The sequence below is a fragment of the Streptomyces sp. SM18 genome, from assembly GCF_002910775.2.
GTDB classification, from domain to species: domain Bacteria; phylum Actinomycetota; class Actinomycetes; order Streptomycetales; family Streptomycetaceae; genus Streptomyces; species Streptomyces halstedii.
The window spans coordinates 7,480,558-7,496,741 of sequence record NZ_CP029342.1 but is presented as its reverse complement, the minus strand read 5'-3'; the positions used below and the strand labels follow the sequence as shown (position 1 = coordinate 7,496,741).

The 16,184-nt window shown below is 73.0% G+C and carries 13 protein-coding genes; 7 read left to right on the top strand and 6 right to left on the bottom strand.

The features are described 5' to 3' along the window. Positions 1–32 precede the first annotated feature (32 nt). Genes B9S64_RS33135 through B9S64_RS33120 form a run of 4 tightly spaced genes read left to right on the top strand, consistent with a single transcriptional unit; the run spans position 33 to position 5,258 of the window. Positions 33–860, top strand: a complete 828-nt coding sequence (locus tag B9S64_RS33135) for an ABC transporter ATP-binding protein (RefSeq protein ID WP_103489798.1) — start codon at positions 33–35, stop codon at positions 858–860. After that, entirely contained in the window at positions 857–2,536 is a 1,680-nt protein-coding gene (locus tag B9S64_RS33130) for an ABC transporter ATP-binding protein (RefSeq protein WP_103489797.1), read from the top strand. Before B9S64_RS33135 ends, B9S64_RS33130 begins: the two co-directional genes overlap by 4 nt. Further along, complete coding sequence (locus B9S64_RS33125; RefSeq protein ID WP_109492191.1) at positions 2,533–4,368, top strand: ABC transporter ATP-binding protein; 1,836 nt, start codon at positions 2,533–2,535, stop codon at positions 4,366–4,368. Before B9S64_RS33130 ends, B9S64_RS33125 begins: the two co-directional genes overlap by 4 nt. Then, positions 4,365–5,258 (top strand): siderophore-interacting protein, encoded by an 894-nt coding sequence (locus B9S64_RS33120; RefSeq protein ID WP_103492748.1) that lies wholly within the window; start codon positions 4,365–4,367, stop codon positions 5,256–5,258. The genes B9S64_RS33125 and B9S64_RS33120 overlap by 4 nt, the downstream gene beginning before the upstream one ends. A gap of 135 nt (positions 5,259–5,393) precedes the next feature. Here the strand turns inward: B9S64_RS33120 and B9S64_RS33115 are convergent, their stop codons facing one another. From B9S64_RS33115 to B9S64_RS33090, 6 genes are all read right to left on the bottom strand, one after another. Continuing rightward, positions 5,394–6,452 (bottom strand): hypothetical protein, encoded by a 1,059-nt coding sequence (locus tag B9S64_RS33115; protein WP_103492747.1) that lies wholly within the window; start codon positions 6,450–6,452, stop codon positions 5,394–5,396. 203 nt (positions 6,453–6,655) lie between these two features. Beyond that, a complete protein-coding gene (locus tag B9S64_RS33110; protein WP_028443609.1) occupies positions 6,656–6,991 on the bottom strand; it encodes a MerR family transcriptional regulator in 336 nt (111 codons plus the stop codon). A gap of 641 nt (positions 6,992–7,632) precedes the next feature. Beyond that, complete coding sequence (locus B9S64_RS33105; protein WP_103492746.1) at positions 7,633–8,532, bottom strand: class I SAM-dependent methyltransferase; 900 nt, start codon at positions 8,530–8,532, stop codon at positions 7,633–7,635. Positions 8,533–8,733: 201 nt separating this feature from the next. Continuing rightward, a complete protein-coding gene (locus tag B9S64_RS33100) occupies positions 8,734–9,822 on the bottom strand; it encodes an NAD(P)-dependent alcohol dehydrogenase (RefSeq protein WP_103492745.1) in 1,089 nt (362 codons plus the stop codon). A 2-nt stretch (positions 9,823–9,824) separates the two neighbouring features. After that, positions 9,825–11,222: an aldehyde dehydrogenase family protein gene (locus B9S64_RS33095; RefSeq protein ID WP_258037976.1), complete on the bottom strand. Its 1,398-nt coding sequence runs from the start codon at positions 11,220–11,222 to the stop codon at positions 9,825–9,827. A 14-nt stretch (positions 11,223–11,236) separates the two neighbouring features. Continuing rightward, on the bottom strand, positions 11,237–11,995 hold the full coding sequence (locus B9S64_RS33090; RefSeq protein WP_030628317.1) for a (5-formylfuran-3-yl)methyl phosphate synthase: 759 nt from the start codon (positions 11,993–11,995) through the stop codon (positions 11,237–11,239). Between the two features lie 349 nt (positions 11,996–12,344). Between B9S64_RS33090 and B9S64_RS33085 the strand changes: the two genes are divergently transcribed. The 3 genes from B9S64_RS33085 to B9S64_RS33075 all read left to right on the top strand — a co-directional run bounded on the left by B9S64_RS33085 (position 12,345) and on the right by B9S64_RS33075 (position 16,148). Continuing rightward, positions 12,345–13,106 carry a DeoR/GlpR family DNA-binding transcription regulator gene (locus B9S64_RS33085; protein WP_103492743.1) on the top strand — a complete coding sequence of 254 codons (762 nt, stop codon included), beginning with the start codon at positions 12,345–12,347 and terminating at the stop codon, positions 13,104–13,106. Then, positions 13,103–14,050: a 1-phosphofructokinase gene (gene pfkB, locus B9S64_RS33080; RefSeq protein ID WP_103492742.1), complete on the top strand. Its 948-nt coding sequence runs from the start codon at positions 13,103–13,105 to the stop codon at positions 14,048–14,050. Before B9S64_RS33085 ends, pfkB begins: the two co-directional genes overlap by 4 nt. A 91-nt stretch (positions 14,051–14,141) precedes the next feature. Beyond that, the gene (locus B9S64_RS33075) at positions 14,142–16,148 is read left to right on the top strand and encodes a fructose-specific PTS transporter subunit EIIC (RefSeq protein WP_103492741.1); all 2,007 of its coding nucleotides are present in this window, start codon (positions 14,142–14,144) and stop codon (positions 16,146–16,148) included. Positions 16,149–16,184: the final 36 nt, after the last annotated feature.

Here is a 16,184-nt window from a genome sequence, read left to right as displayed (position 1 = left end):
GCCGCCCCGCCGCCCGTCCGCGAGGAGTACCCGTGACCATCACCACCCAGCGCGTCCCGACCCCCGTCCCGGCACGGCTGGAGGTGCTCGACGCGTCCATCGGCTACGGCCGGCGGCCCATCTCGGAGCACCTGGACGTGCGCATCCCGGACCGGTCGTTCACCGTCGTCATCGGCCCCAACGCCTGCGGGAAGTCGACCCTGTTGCGCGCCGTTTCCCGGCTGCTGAAGCCCAGCGCCGGAAGGGTCGTCCTCGACGGACGGTCCATGGCGGAGTACGGCTCCAGGGAGGTGGCACGGACGCTCGGCCTCCTGCCGCAGACGTCGCAGGCGCCCGACGGGATCACCGTCGCCGATCTGGTCGCCCGGGGGCGCCACCCGCACCAGAGGCTGATGCGCCAGTGGACCCGGCAGGACGAGAAGGCCGTCCTGGACGCCATGGCGGCCACCTCGGTCACGGAGCTGTCCGGCAGGCCGGTGGACGAACTCTCCGGCGGTCAGCGCCAACGCGTGTGGGTGGCGATGGTCCTCGCCCAGCAGCCCCCGGTCCTGCTCCTGGACGAACCGACCACGTTCCTCGACATCGCCCACCAGATCGACCTGCTGGAGCTGTTCACCGATCTGCACCGCGCCGGGCACACCCTCGTCGCCGTACTCCACGACCTGAACCACGCGGCCCGCTACGCGAGCCATCTCATCGCCATGCGCGACGGCCGGGTCGTCGCCGAGGGCACCCCGCAGGAGGTCGTGACGGCCGCCCTCGTGAAGGAGGTGTTCGACCTGCCCTGCCAGGTCGTCCCCGACCCGGTCACCGGCACGCCCATGGTCGTCCCCCTGGCCCGGCGGCGGGACGCGCTGTGAACCGGACCGCCACCGCCCGCCCCGGCGGGCACGGACCGCACGCAGGCGTCCGCGAACCGAACTCCGTCCCGGCCCTGTTCCGGGTCGCGCTCCTGCGCGACGGGCGCGGCCGCCGGCTCACCCTGGTCACACTCGCCTTCATGGTCCACCAGTTGTGCGAGGCGCTGGTGCCGGTCCTCATCGGCGTCGTCATCGACCGGGCACTGGCCCCCTCGGACCGCTCCGCCCTGTTCTGGTGGCTCGGCGTGCTCGGCGTGGTCTTCGTCGTCCTGTCCCTGTCCTACCAGCGGGCGTCGGCGGCCATGGTGGACGTCTACGGCTACGGTGAGCACGAGCTGCGGCAGCGTGTGATGACCCGTCTGCTCGACCCGCGCTCCCTGCGGCGCGGACCAGGCCCCGGAGAGGCGCTCTCCCTGGTCTCGTCCGACACCTACCGGGTCGCCGGGGTCTCCTGGAGCGTCGTGCAGCAGGCCTCGACCGTCACCGCGATCCTCACGGCGTCGACGGCGCTGCTCCTGATCTCCGTACCCCTGGGCCTGGGCGTCATCGCCAGCACGGTCCTGGTGCTCGTCGTGATGCGCCGGGTCTCGATGCCCCTGGAGGCGCGGGGACTGGCCGAACAGAGTTCGGCGGCACGGGCCGGCGAGGTGGCCACCGACATGATCACCGGTCTCCGGGTGGTCGTCGGCATGAACGCCCGGCCGGAGGCGGCCCGCCGCTACCGCGCCGCGAGTGAGGAGTCGAGGCGCGGTGCCGTGGCCACCTCGCGCGCGGTCCTCGCGTACGGCAGCGTCAGCCTGCTGCTGTCGGGGATGTTCCTCGCAGCGCTCTCGACGGCGTCGGGGTATCTCGCCCTCGACGGCGCCCTGACCATCGGCCAGCTCGTCACCGTCCTCGGACTCGCCCAGTTCCTCCAGGGTTCGCTGGCCCATGTCGGTACGTTCGCCTCCAACTGGATCCACAAGCGCGCCTCCGCCCGGCGGCTGGGCGCTCTGCTGGACGAACCCCCGCTGATCGCCCCCGCCGAGAGCCCCGCCGAGACCCCCCCTGCCCCCGGCCCCGCGCTGCGGTGGCATCCGCCCGGGCACGGCGAACCCCTCGATCCGCTCCCCGGTGAACTCCTCGGCGTCGTCCCCCGCGACGCCGGGCACGCGAGGGAGCTCAGCGACCGGCTCGGCTACCGCGTCCCGCTCCCCCGCGGCGAACTCCTGGTCGGCGGCGTCGACGCCGTCGATCTCGGCCCGGACCCGGTGCGCGCCCGGATCACGGCCCCGCCCCACCACGGCGCGGTGTTCTCCGGCACCCTGCGCTCCAACCTCACTCCTCCAGGAGGCGAGAGCGACCCGGCCGTCATCGCGGCCGCCATGCTCGACGACGTGCTCGAACTGGTCGGAGGCGGCCAGGCCGAGGTCGGCGAGCACGGCCGCAGGCTCTCCGGCGGCCAGCGTCAGCGCCTCCTGCTCGCCCGCGCGCTCCACACCGACGCGGACCTCGTCGTCCTCGACGAACCCACCACCGCGGTCGACCCGGTGACCGAACAGCACATCGCCGCGGGGCTGCGCGGCCTGCCCTCCACGACACTCCTGATCACCACCAGCCGGATCCTGCTCTCCGCCTGCGACCGGGTCGTCGACCTCGGCGCCGCCCGCCCCGAACCGAACGGAACCACCAGGTGACCCCCGCGCACGGCACCCTGCCCGTCGCCGGCGCCCGCCGCACCCGCCAGGAGCTCGTCCGGCGGCTCGGCGCGCGCCGCGGCCGGCTCGCCGCCTCACTGCTCACCCTGCTCGGCGGTACGGCCGTCACCCTCGCCACTCCCCCGCTCCTCGGCGGCATCGTGGACGCCGTCGCGGACTCGGGCGGGAAGGACCGCGTCCTGGTGCTCGGCGTCGCCCTCGTGCTCGTCGCCGTCGCCGGGGCCGCTCTCGCGTACGCCGGCGGCCGGATGCTGGTCGTCCTCGTCCAGGGTGTCCTCGCCGCCCTGCGCGAGGACGTGTTCGAGACCGCGGTCCACCTTCCGGCGAGCACCCTGGAGTCCTCGGACAGCTCCGATGTCGTCTCGCGGGTGACCCGCGATGTCGAGGCGATCTCCGACGCGGCCTCCGACGTGCTTCCCGACGTCACCGCCGCGAGCTTCACGATCGGGCTGAGCCTCGTGGGCCTCGCGGTCCTCGACTTCCGCCTGGCACTCGCCGGCCTGGTCTGCCTGCCCGTCCACGTACTCGCCACCCGGCGGTTCCTCGCCCGCTCGCACCTCGTGTACGGGGACGTCCGCCGGCTGGAGTCCGCCCGCGGCCAGTCCGTCATCGAGGCGGTGCACGGCGCCGAGACGATCCGCGCGTACCGGACCCAGGACCGGCACCTCGGCGCGCTGGCCGCACACAGCGAACTGGCCGTCGCACGGCAGCGCGACGGCGTACGGCTGCGCAACCGGTTCACGGGCCTGCTCAACGCGGCGGAGTTCCTCGGCCTCGCCGCCGTGCTCGTCACGGGCTTCGCGCTCCTCGGCTCCGGGGCCGTCTCGGTGGGTACGGCCACGGCCGCGGCCCTCTACTTCCACCGCCTCTTCGGCCCTGTCGGGGCGCTCCTCGGGAGCCTGGACGACATCCAGCGGGCGACGGCGGGACTGTCACGGCTCGTCGGTGTCACCGACCTGGGCCGCGACACCCGTGACGGCGACGCCGGAGACCGCATAGGTGACGCCCACGAGCGGTCCGCCACGGCGGACACGCGCCACCGCCCGGCGATCGACGTGAAGGGAGTCTCGTTCTCGTACGACGGCACACGCCAGGCCCTGCGCGATGTCTCGCTCCACGTACCCGCGGGCACGAGCCTCGCGCTCGTCGGGGCCAGCGGCTCCGGCAAGAGCACGCTGGCCCATCTGATCGCGGGCCTGGGCGAACCGGACCGCGGAGAGATCACCACCACCGACGCGGAGGCCGCCCGCGCCCCGTCCCGGTATCTGGTCACCCAGGAGGTCCATCTGTTCGGCGGCACCCTGGCGGACAACCTGAGGATCGCCCGGCCCACCGCCACCGACGACGAACTCCGCCGGGCCCTGCGCGAGGCCGGAGCGGACTGGGCGCTGGAAACCCCGTCCGGGCTCGGCACCGTCCTCGGCGCCGGCGGCACCCCCCTCGACGACGGGTCGGTCCAGCACCTCGCGCTGGCCCGCGCGCTCCTCGCCGACCCGGATCTCGTCGTCCTCGACGAGGCCACCGCACAGTCCGGTCCGCAGACCCGCACGCTTCTCCGGACAGCTCTCGAACGCGTCGTCCGGGGACGCACCAGCGTGATCGTGGCGCACCGCCTGGAACAGGCGCGCGACGCGGACCGCATCCTCATACTCCGGCGCGGGGAGGTCGCCGAGCAGGGCACCCACGACGAACTGCTGGCCTCCGCGGGCGAGTACGCCGCCCTCTGGCACGCGTACACCGGCACCGGGCCCTCCTCCCGCCCGCGCACGGATCCACACACCGACCCGCACACCAAGGAGCAGCACCCATGACCATTCACCGCGCCGTGGTGGCCCGCGTCCGGCCGCTCACCACGACCATGGTCCGCATCACGTTCCACGGCGAGGGCCTGGCCTCGTTCACGTCCACGGGCGTCGGCGACGAATACGTCCGGCTGTTCCTCCCGCACGGCCCCGACCGCACCGACGTCTCCCTGCCCGACGCGACGGACAACGGCGGATGGCGAACCCCTGAGGGGCGGCCCGAAGCCCCCGTACGCACGTACACCGTCCGGTCCGCCCGCCCGGAGACCGGTGAGATCGACATCGACTTCGTGCTGCACGGCCACGGGACGGCCTCCGGCTGGGCCGCCGCGGCCCGGCCGGGCGACGTGATCGGCCTCAACTCCCCCACCGGCCTCTACAGTCCCCCGGCCGACCTCACCTGGCAGGTCCTGGTCTCCGACCTGAGCGGTCTGCCCGCCGTCGGACGCCTCGTCGAGAACACCCCGGACCACGTCACGACCCGGGTCGTCCTCGAAGTTCCCGGCCCGTCCTGCGTCCAGCCGCTCCCGGACCGGCCCGGCGTCCGGGCGGCCTGGACCTACGGCGGCAACGGCCACGGCCCCAGCCGCCTGGCCGAACTGGTGGGCGCCGCGGTCCCGCCCGGTACGGACCTGACCGGCGGCTATGTGTGGGTCGCCGGCCAGACGGACGCCCTGCGCGCCGTACGCCGGTATCTGCGCCGGGAGTTGAAGCTTCCCGCCGAGCGCTTCAAGGTCGTCGGCTACTGGATGCCGGACGGCACCTCCTGGACCCGGCGCTACGAGGCGCTGCCCGCCGCCGTACGGTCCGAACTGGAGAGCATGTGGGCCGACCCGGCCGACGAGCCCGAGGACCTGGCCATCCGGTACGAGGACCGCCTCAGCAAGCTCGGCCTGTGAGTCTGTGAGCCCGCGGCCCCTGGAGGGGGCGGGCTGTGCGGTCCACCCGTTGACGCGGTGCCGGGGCGGGACCCTGGCACGGCGTCCTCCGCCCCGCCCGTCCGGCCCGGCCTCACCCTTGGCCGGATCGGTGGCCTACGGTGACTCGTGGGAGAGCGGTGTGCCGCCACTGGCACGAACGGCCTCTTCGTCGTACTCGATGCCGCCGGGGTACTCCGCGTAGGGCAGGGGTGAGAAGATCACGCCGTCGCGCACGGTCCAGCCCGCTTGGACGACCATGGCCACCGGGGCGACGCGCATGTAGTCCCGGGGGCTGCCGTCGGGGGTGTAGGCGTCGTCCACCGCGACGGCGACGCACGCGCCGAGTCCTTGGACGAACACGTACCAACGGGCCAGCTCGTCCGGCAGCGGGAGGGGGCTGGGCCGTCCGGGGACCACGTCCTCGTACGCGCACGCCGCTGTCATCAGGGTGGCCGCCAGCGCATCGGGCAGACCGGTCTCGCCCGGAGGACGGCGCACCGCGATGCGGTCACGGGCGTGGGCGGCCCCGTCACGCACCCACTGCCGGTACTCGTCGCCCGCGGCCAGTGCTCTGCGGGCCTTGCCGATGTCCCAGCCCAGCTCGGTCGCGGCCCTCGCCGCGGCGTCCGGGCCGGTGCCGTACCGTTCCTGGAGCATGCGGGAGCGCAGTGCGCCGGCTCGGGCGAGTTCCGCCTGTATCGGGATGAACAGCTCATGGTTCAGCTCCCGTTCCACCGCGCGGGGGCCGTATGCCTCGCCCAGGAGTGAAAGGCCGGACAGCCAGACGGCTTCCAGCTCGGCCAGCACCGCCAGGTCCCGTTCTTCGCGGCCCGGCTCCAGGGCGTACTCGCTCGCCGATCCCGGACGGGTCAGCCGGGCCAGGACACCGGCCAAGGCCTCGCGCAGCCGGGGCATCGCGTCCCACGCGTCGTCCCGGTCCACGGCCCAGTACCTTCCCTCGGCCGGGGCCTTGTCCGTGCCCTTGCCCTTGCCCTTGTGCCACAGCCGGTAGACCTCTGACACCGCGAGTCCGGGTTCGGTCATCCACAGCCGCTCGCCCGGACCGCCGATCTCCGCGTTGATGGCGGTCAGCTCCACGACCCGGAGCTGACCTTCCACGAGGTCGACCAAGTCCTCGTAGACGTAGTCCGGTTCGCGGTAGATCGTGGGCATGGCGCGTCCTTCCTCCGTGAGCGGCGGGTGCCGCTCGGCCCGACAGGCCGGGCGGGCACGGACGGGCGGCGCCGATCCTCTCGTCCGCCGCTTCCCCGATGACCGGCGCCGTCCGCACCGCCGGGCCTGTCTCACCGAAGAAGGTAGGGCCGCGTGACCGGTTCCGGTCGGGAAACGCGGAGAAAACCGTGGTGGCCGGAGGGTCAGGCGTCCGCCGTGCCGCGCGGCCTGACACGGTCGCGGTGTTCTTCGTTGATGCGCTGGGCTTCTTCGAGCTGGTCTTCGAGGATGACGATGCGGCAGGCCGCGCCGACCGGGGTGCCCTGGTCGACGAGCTCGCGGGCGCGGGCGGCGATCCTCAACTGGTAGCGGGAGTAGCGGCGGTGGCCGCCCACCGAGCGCAGGGGGGCGATCAGGCCGGCTTCACCGATGGCCCGCAGGAAAGCGGGGGTGGTGCCCAGCATGTCGGCGGCCCGTCCCATGGTGTAGGCGGGGTAGTCGTCGTCGTCAAGACGGCTCAGGGAGTGGTCTGCGGTCATTCGCACCTCCGTCGGGGGAACGCGTCGGGGGGCCCTGGTGCCGTACGGCACCAGGGCCCCGAGGGATTTGAACACCATCTCCCGGCCTATTCCGCTGCCGGGCTTCTCGTACCGCTCGCTCTCCCGGGAGAGGGGGATGCGTGCGGGGATCGCGAATGCGTGACCGTGGGACCACCTTCCGTTCCGGGGCCTGCGGTACCCGGGCGGACTACGTCCTCGCCCCGGGCGATCCTGATGGCGTCTGCCTCCTTCTCCTCTTGCTGATCCAGCTGCTTGCACCTGCGAGTCCCGCGTACTGCGTGGCGGCTCCGGTGAGCCGCCCGGCCCGGCCGCCAGCGAGGGGACCCCGAGATCCGTCCGGCCCCGCCGCTCCACTGCCGTGCCACTGACTGCTGGTCCTGCGTGCGCGGCAGTTCGTGTCTGTCGCGCCTTCCCGACTTCTTGGCTACGGGCACGACATTAGCCTCCGCGCCCCCGCATGTCTACTCTCGCCGAGATAGATTTTCTGCGTGCCGTGACGGCGGTCTTCTCTCTTCACAGCCGCCGGAAATCTGTGCCGCACGAGTGGGCGGCAGCGGCCCTGACGGATCTCGGGATCCTTCCTCGCACTCGTGGACCGGGCCTCTCCTCGTGACGCGTCTCTACGCGGGCGGCTTGTTCGCGAACACCCACCGGTTGCCCGCCAACGCGTCGTTCTCCTCGGGCAGCGGGCCGCGCCCGTGCCGACGGGTGAACTCGAAGGGGGTGTGGACCGAGGTCGACCAGCCCTTGCCGGACAGCTCACCGGCGGAGTCGGGCCGGGGTTCGCCGTCGAAGAGGGTGAGCAGGTCGATACCGATGTGGTGTCTCGTGGACGTGTAGAGCGAGCTGTCGCGGTACTCCATCAGGTCCTTTTCGAGCTTGACCTCGTACGCCAGAGCGCTGCCCCCGGCACTCAGCCGGTCCACGGTGTGGATGAGGTACGTCTCGGCGGTGACGGGCAGGTAGAACAGCAGCCCCTCGGCCAGCCAGACGCTGGGCGCGCCGGGGTCGAAACCGGCGTCGGTCAGCGCGTCGGCCCAGTCGGCACGCAGATCGATCGGGATCGGTACGCGCGCCGCCTTCGGGGTGGCCGCCAGCCCGCCGAGCACCTGGTGCTTGAACGCGAGCACGCCTTCCCTGTCGATCTCGAAGACCGCACAGCCGGGAGGCCAGTCGAGCCGGAAGGCGCGCGAATCCAGCCCCGCGCCGAGCAGGACCACCTGGCGTGCGCCGCCCGTGTGCGCCGCCCGCAGGAGGAAGTCGTCGAGGACCCGCGTCCGCAGACCGAAGTACCTCGCGAAACGCCCCCAGAGCGGGTTCGCGTCCCCGTCCGGGACCTGCTGTATGCGCACCGGCCAGTGGGCGGACGCCGGGGCGGCGCGCACGAAGTGCTCCGCGAAGGCGTCCTGGGCCAGGCTGTCGTGCCGGTGGGTCTCGATCGCCCGTGCCGCGGCGACCATGAGAGCGGTCAGGCCGACGCCTCCTTCCACGCCGGTCTTCCGATGCGCTGTGTCCGCCATGTGTTCTCCCTTGTGACGAGTGGGTCGTGTGGGTCGAGTGGAGGCTGTCCCGTGATCCGTGGCGGATCAGCGCGCGGCGTCAGATGCGGTGCGTCGCAAGGCGGAGGGGCGTCCGCGTACGGGATGTATTCGGGCGTTCCGACAACGCGGCGAGGTGCCGTAGCTGTCGTCGCGCGCCCGCCAGGGATGACGGGACAGCCCTTAGGGAAGCAGTACGGGTTTGACCACCCGGCCCGCTTCGCAGTCCCGTTCGGCCTCGTTGACGCCGGCGAGCGGATACGTGCGGATCAGTTGGTCGAAGGGGAACCGGCCGGCCTGCCACAGCCCGGTCAAGCGTGGAATCAACAGTCCCGGCACCGCGTCCCCCTCGCAGATGTGGGAGATCTTCCGGCCCCGGTCCAGTGCCCCTGGTTCGATCGGCAGCGCGGTGTGGAGCCGGGCCACCAGGCCGAGGTGGCCGGTCGGACGCAGGCCCAGGAGCGCGTCGTTGATCAGCCGGGCGGAACCCGTCGTGTCCAGCGCGTACCGCGCGCCCCCGTCGGTCAGTTGCCGAAGGCGGCCGGGGAGGCCGGGCGACGCGGCGGACAGCGGGACCGCTCCGAGCCGCTCGGCGAGAGCCAGCCGTCCGGGGTGCCGGTCGACGGCCACAGTGGCCGCCCCGGACGCGGTGGCCGCCATCACCGCGGCCAGGCCCACCGCTCCCGCGCCGAAGACCGCGACGGTGTCGCCGGGGCCGGCACCGAAGGAGTTGAGGACCGCCCCGGCACCGGTGAGGAAGCCGCAGCCGAGCGGCCCGAGCAGTTCGACGGGAAGCGAGGGATCGACCCGGACGGCGTTGCGGGCCGGGACGATCGCGTACTCGGCGAACGACGACTGCCCGAACCACCGGGGAGCCAGCTCGCCCCCGGCCGCGTCGGCGAATCTGCCCGCGCCCTCCTCGCGCCCTCCGTAGAGGTTGAGTGAGGCGAAGGAGTCGCAGTAGGCGGGCGCCGCGCCCATGCAGGTCCGGCAGCGTCCGCAGGAGTCGAAGCTCAGGACGACGTGGTCGCCGACGCTCAGGCCGGTGTCCCCTCCGCCCGTCTCCGCCACGGTCCCGGACCCCTCGTGGCCGAGGACCACGGGCAGCGGCGAGCGGCCCGCCGAACGCCGGACCGCGAGATCGGTCCGGCACATCCCGCAGCCCGCGATCCTGACCAGGACCTCACCGTCGGCCGGTCCCGCGTTCAGGACCACCTCTTCCAGGGTGAACGCGCTGTCGTACGCACGCAGTACGGCCGCGCCGAACCTCATCGTCATGCCTCCTCCGGGCGGTGCACGACGAAGGGTCTGAGGTTCCCGTGGAACCCCCACGGTCCGCCCGCGACCCCGACACCGCTTTCCTTGATGCCCGCGAAGGGCTGGGCGAGGGACAGTTCGGCGTGGTGGTTGACCCAGGCCGTCCCGCACTCCAGCCGGCCGGCCACCGCCTCGGCCGCGTCGAGGTCGGTGCCCCACACCGAGCCGCCCAGCCCGAAGCGGGTGCCGTTGGCCGCCTCCACGGCCTCGTCGACGCTCCGGTACGGCAGCACCGGCAGGACCGGGCCGAACTGCTCCTCGGTCACCACCGGGCTGTCCGGTGGGACGTCGGCCAGGATCGTCGGGGCGAAGAAGTATCCGGGCCGGTCCAGCCGGCCGCCGCCGGTCACCGCCCGCGCCCCGGCCGCCAGGGCCTGTGCGGTGCGGCGTTCGACCCGGGCCAGTTGCGGGGCGTTGTTGACCGGCCCCAGCCGCGAGCCCGGGGCGAGCCCGGCCCCGACGACGGTGGTCTTCGCGCGGTGCGCGAGGGCCTCGACCACCTGGGCGTACAGCCGGGCGGGGGCGTAGACGCGCTTGACCGCCATGCAGACCTGCCCGCAGTTGCGGAACGCCGCCCAGAAGAGCCGGTCCGCGATCCGCTCCACGTCCACGTCGTCCAGCAGGACGGCGGCGTCGTTGCCTCCCAGCTCCAGGGTGACCCGGGCGAGCGAGGCCGCCGCGCTCCGGGCGACGGCCCGGCCGGTGGGAACCGAACCGGTGAAGGTCACGTGCCGGATTCCCGGGTGCGACGCGAGAGCGGCACCGAGGGGTTCACGACCGGTGACGATCATCAGTACGTCCTCGGGGAGGGCCGTGGACATGACGGACCCCAGCATCCGTGTGGCGAGGGGTGTGAAGGGTGAGGGCTTGACCACCACCGTGTTGCCCGCGGCGAGGGCGGGCGCGATCTTCGCCGACGCGAGCTGGAGCGGGAAGTTCCACGGGACGATCGCGGCGACGGGACCGAGGGGACGCCAGCGGATCTCGCTGCGTACCGGCCGTCCGTCCGTGATCGGCTGGACCCGGGGGGCCAGCTCGGCGAAGTAGCGCAGGCGGGCCGCCGTGCGGGCGACCTCCGCGTACGACTCGGACAGCGGCTTGCCCTGCTCGCGGGTGAGCAGCCGGGCGAGGTCGGCCCCGGCCGCCTCCACGGCGTCGGCCGCCGCCGACAGGGCCGTGGCCCGTGCGACGGAGTCGGTCCGCCAGCCGCGCCATGCCTCGTGGGCCCGGTCGACGACGGCGTCCAGCTCCTCCGGACGCTGGTCGGGGGCCTCGTCGAAGGTCTCGCCCGTCGCCGGGTCGAGGACGGCGAATCGCGCTCCGCTGCCCGCCGCCGCGCGACGGGGCCGAGTCACCTCCACCGCGGGGGTCAGCTCGCGGCGGCGACGGCGGCCGCCGCGTGGTCCCGGGCATGCCGGTCCATCTCCGCGCGGAAGGCGGCCACGAGGTGCGGCTGGATGCTTCCGGTGTTCCGGTCGCCCCCCTCGCAGACCGCTCCGCGCACCCCCACGATGTCCGTGCCGATACGGGTCAGCGCGCCGAGGTCTCCCACCGTGACGCTGCCGGCGAGGGCCGCGAGCAACCCGGCCTCATGGGCCAGCCGGACGAACTCCCCGCAGACGTCGGGCGGAACGTGGTCGAACAACCGGGTTCCGTCCTTGACGGCGGTGTCCAGCATGGCCGCGTCGGAGCCGGAGCGACGGGCGATGTCGGGCAGCGCGAGGGGGTTGACGCAGCCGATCCGGTGGGCGTCGGCGTAGCCCGAGGCGACGACGAACGCGTCGGGCCGGTAGTCCTTCACCGCCCGGACGACCCCTCGCATGACCTCGACGGCCTGGTCGGGGGTCGTGCATCCGTACAGGCCGACCTTGATGTACGTGGCGCCGGAGACCGCCGCGCCGAGCGCCGCCTGGGCCACCGTGCCGGGCTTGTACGGTACGTCTCCCACCGTGGCCGACACCGGCTTGTCCGCGGGGACCGAGTCGCGGATCTCCCTGATGACCCACGGGTAGTTCGCGCCGAGGGAGCCCTCATCGGGCTTCTTCACATCGACGATGTCCAGGTGCTCCGCCGCTTTCGCGCAGTCGAGAGCCTCGGCGACGCTGTCCGGAGAGACGAGAAGCAACAACGTGGATTCCTTCCACCGCATGTCCACCTGACGGGAAGTCAGGTGGTCGGAGCCTTGGGATCACGTGCGATCGCGGCTCATCATCGCCGCGTCCACGGAGCCCTCGACAGGGCGCGCGGAGTGCCGAAAGGGTCATTGCGCGAGGAGCCCACGCCCTCCCGCGCGCCGCACACCCGGCGGTGCGGGGGCACGTCCGCACCAGGTCGTGCGCCGACCGTCATGCATGGCCGGCCGGCCATAGATGCCCGATTGCGCCCACACGAAGCCCGGACATGTTTACTTCCTTGCCTCATGCGCGTAATCTCGGCGTCAAACCACACAGTCGGGCATGGAACGGATACGAAACCACATGTACGCACCGGAGCGGCAGCAAGAGATCCTCCGCCTGGCCCATGACAGCGGCCGGGTGGACGTGTTGTCTCTCGCCGAGGAGTTCCAGGTGACCGCCGAGACGATCCGGCGCGACCTGAAGGCGCTCGACCGCGCCGGGCTCCTGCGCAGGGTGCACGGGGGAGCCATTCCGGCCGGTCGCCTCGGTTTCGAGCCCGACCTCGCGGAGCGCGACACGGTGGCCGCCGACGAGAAGGACCGCATCGCGGCCGCCGCACTGGGTGAACTGCCCGCCGAGGGCAACGTGATCATCGACGCCGGGACGACGACGGCCAGACTGGCCGCCGCCCTCCCCCTCGGTTCCGTCCTCACCGTGGTGACCCACGCCCTGCCGGTGGCGGCCCGTCTCGCCGACCATCCGGGCATCTCACTGCATCTGGTCGGTGGCCGCGTCCGCCACCGGACCCGGGCGGCGGTGGACGCCTGGGCCCTGAGCGCCTACAGCCAGATCAACGCGGACGTCGTCTTCCTCGCCACCAACGGCTTCTCCCTCCACGGGGGCCTGACGACTCCGGACCTCGCCGAGGCGGCGGTGAAACGTGCCGTGATCTCCGCGGCGCGCCGGGTGGTGCTCCTCGCCGACTCGGCCAAGTTCGGCCAGGAGCACTTCGCCCGCTTCGGCGACCTGGACGGCATCGACCTGCTCATCACGGACACCGGGCTCAGCCCCGAGAACGCCCTCTCCATCGAGAGCCGGGGCACGGAAGTAGTACGCGCATGATCCTCACCGTCACACCCAATCCCAGCCTGGACCGCACCTACGAGCTGCCCGCCCTCACCCGTGGCGCCGTCCTGCGGGCCACCGCCGACCGTGTCGATCCCGGCGGCAAGGGCATCAACGTCTCGCGCGCGGTCGCGGCGGCCGGCCACCGTACGGTCGCGGTCGCACCGCTCGGCGGGCCGGAAGGCGCCCTGCTCGCCCGGCTGCTGGGCGAGCACGGCATCGAGGCCGCCGGGGTGCCGATCGCCGGCAGCACCCGTATCAACGTCACGCTCGTCGAGCCGGACGGCACGCTCACCAAGGTCAACGCGGCCGGACCGGAGATCACGGCGGAGGAGGCCGAGGGCCTGCTGGATGCCGTACGGGCGCGCTCGGCGGCCACGGACTGGATCGCCTGCTGCGGCAGCCTGCCCCGCGGGCTGCCCCCCGAGTGGTACGCCGAACTGGTCGCGCGCAGCCATCGCGCCGGTGCCCGGATCGCCCTGGACACCTCGGGTGCCGCCCTCGTCGCGGCACTGCGGGAGCGGCCGGACGTGATCAAACCGAACGCCGAGGAGCTCGCCGAGGCCGTCGGCCGCCCGCTTGCCACGGTCGGGGAGGCCGTCAAGGCCGCCGAGGAGTTGCGCGCGCGTGGTGCGCGGTGCGTCCTGGCCAGCCTCGGGGCCGACGGGCAACTGCTGGTCGACGGCTCCGGAGCGCACTTCGGCCGTGCGCGGGTGGACGCCGTCCGCAGCAACGTCGGCGCCGGGGACGCCTCCCTGGCGGGGTTCCTCGCCGCCGGCGGCACCGGCCCGGCCGCCCTCGCCGCCGCGGTGGCCCACGGGGCCGCTGCCGTCCAGCTGCCGGGGAGCGTCATGCCCACCCCGGCGGACCTCGATCTGTCCTCGGTCACCACGACCACGGACATCCCCATGGACCGCGCTCTGACGGAGCCGGCTCCATGACCGCTCGTCCCCCGCGTAGACGCAACCGCCTCCACGTCCCCACCGTCCCCCGAGCCGCCCGCCCGGCGGTCCACGAGCAAGGAGCCCCGCGATGAGTGAGCTGATCACCGCGGAACTGGTCGATCTCGATCTGTCCGCCGAGACGAAGAACGATGCCGCCAGGTCCCTGGCAGAACGGATGGTCGCGGCCGGCCGCGTCACCGACCTCGACGGCTTCCTCGCCGACGTGGCGGCCCGGGAGGCCCAGATGCCGACCGGTCTGGACGGCGGGATCGGCATTCCGCACTGCCGCAGCGAGCACGTCGCCGTCCCGACACTCGCCTTCGGCCGCAGTGGCCGGGGCATCGACTTCGGCGCCGCGGACGGCCCGGCCGACCTGATCTTCCTGATCGCCGCACCGGCCGGAGCGGACGACGCCCATCTCACCATCCTGTCGGGGCTGGCCCGGCGGCTGACGGACCCCGAGTTCACCGCCGCGCTGCGTGCCGAGCGGGACAGCGCCGGTGCCGCGGCGCTCATCCGTGGTGAGCGGGACCCCGCCTCCGTGGTCTCCGACGCGGCTCCGTCCGCCGCCTCCGGCGTGCCGTCCTCCGATGTCTCCGACACGGCGCCGGACGAGCCGTTCCGTATCGTCGCCGTCACGTCCTGTCCCACCGGTATCGCCCACACCTACATGGCCGCCGAGGCGCTGGAGAGCGCCGCCCGGTCCGAAGGCGTCGAGATCAGCGTCGAGACACAGGGCTCGGCCGGGTTCGACCGGCTGGATCCCGCCGTCATCGCCTCGGCGGACGCCGTGATCTGGGCCCATGACGTCGAGGTGCGCGAGAAGGCACGGTTCGCCGGAAAGCCGGTCGTCGACGTCGGGGTGAAGGCCGGGATCAGCCGGCCCGGCGAGCTGATCGCCGAGGCCCGTGGCAAGGCCGAGCGCGGCGAGATCACCGCCCTCGCCGAGGGTCCCACCCCGGACGGAAGCGGTGGTGGCGCGGCCGGTGGCGACCGTACGCACATCGGTGTCCGGCTGCGGACCTACCTGATGTCCGGCGTCAGCTACATGGTGCCGTTCGTCGCGGCGGGCGGGCTCCTGATCGCCCTGTCCTTCGCTATCGGCGGCTACGAGATCGCCGGTGCCAAGTCGGTGGCCGACCACTTCGTCTGGGGCGAGGCCGACAGCTGGGCCGCCCTGCTCAACCAGATCGGCAGCGCCGCGTTCGGCTTCCTCGTCCCGGTGCTGGCGGGTTACATCGCGTACGGCATGGCGGACCGGCCCGCCCTCGTCCCCGGCTTCGTGGGCGGCGCGATCGCGCTGACCATCGACGCGGGCTTCCTGGGCGGTCTGGTCGCCGGGCTCCTGGCCGGTGCCGTGGTGATGGCGATCCAGCGGGTGAAGGTGCACCCCACGCTGCGCGGCATCATGCCGGTGCTCGTGATCCCCTTGCTCGCGTCCATAGCCGTCGGCTTCCTGATGTTCATCGTGGTCGGCAAGCCGATCGCCTCGCTCCAGAACGCGCTCACCGACTGGCTGAACGGTCTGTCCGGCTCCAACGCGGTCATCCTGGGCGTCGTCCTCGGCCTGATGATGTGCTTCGACATGGGCGGCCCGCTCAACAAGGTCGCCTACGCCTTCGCCGTCGGCGGCCTGGCCGACCCGACGCCCGGCAGCCTCAAGGTCATGGCGGCCGTCATGGCGGCGGGCATGGTCCCGCCGCTCGCTCTGGCACTCGCCACGACCGTACGCGGCAGGCTGTTCACCCACACCGAGCGGGAGAACGGCAGGGCGGCCTGGGTGCTGGGCGCCTCGTTCATCACGGAGGGCGCGATCCCGTTCGCCGCGGCCGACCCGCTGCGGGTGATCCCCTCGGTCATGGCGGGCGGAGCGGTCACCGGTGCCCTGTCGATGGCCTTCGGCTGCACGCTCCGCGCGCCGCACGGCGGAATCTTCGTCGTGCCGCTGATCGGGGAACCGTTCCTCTACCTGCTGGCCATCGCCGTGGGTACGGCGGTGTCGGCCGCTCTCGTGGTCGTACTCAAGGGAACGCGCCGGACCTCGCCGGAGGCCGCCGCGGCGCCCGGGAAGCCCAAGGCGTCCGTCGCCGCCTGACCTCCGTCCGTCTCATCCGCGCCACCCCGGGTTGCC

Coding starts and splice junctions, on each gene's coding strand:
- B9S64_RS33100 (WP_103492745.1), bottom strand. CDS start 9,822: ATGAGGTTCGGCGCGGCCGTACTGCGTGCGTACGACAGCGCGTTCACC.
- B9S64_RS33115 (WP_103492747.1), bottom strand. CDS start 6,452: ATGCCCACGATCTACCGCGAACCGGACTACGTCTACGAGGACTTGGTC.
- B9S64_RS33120 (WP_103492748.1), top strand. CDS start 4,365: ATGACCATTCACCGCGCCGTGGTGGCCCGCGTCCGGCCGCTCACCACG.
- B9S64_RS33085 (WP_103492743.1), top strand. CDS start 12,345: ATGTACGCACCGGAGCGGCAGCAAGAGATCCTCCGCCTGGCCCATGAC.
- pfkB (WP_103492742.1), top strand. CDS start 13,103: ATGATCCTCACCGTCACACCCAATCCCAGCCTGGACCGCACCTACGAG.
- B9S64_RS33110 (WP_028443609.1), bottom strand. CDS start 6,991: ATGACCGCAGACCACTCCCTGAGCCGTCTTGACGACGACGACTACCCC.
- B9S64_RS33105 (WP_103492746.1), bottom strand. CDS start 8,532: ATGGCGGACACAGCGCATCGGAAGACCGGCGTGGAAGGAGGCGTCGGC.
- B9S64_RS33075 (WP_103492741.1), top strand. CDS start 14,142: ATGAGTGAGCTGATCACCGCGGAACTGGTCGATCTCGATCTGTCCGCC.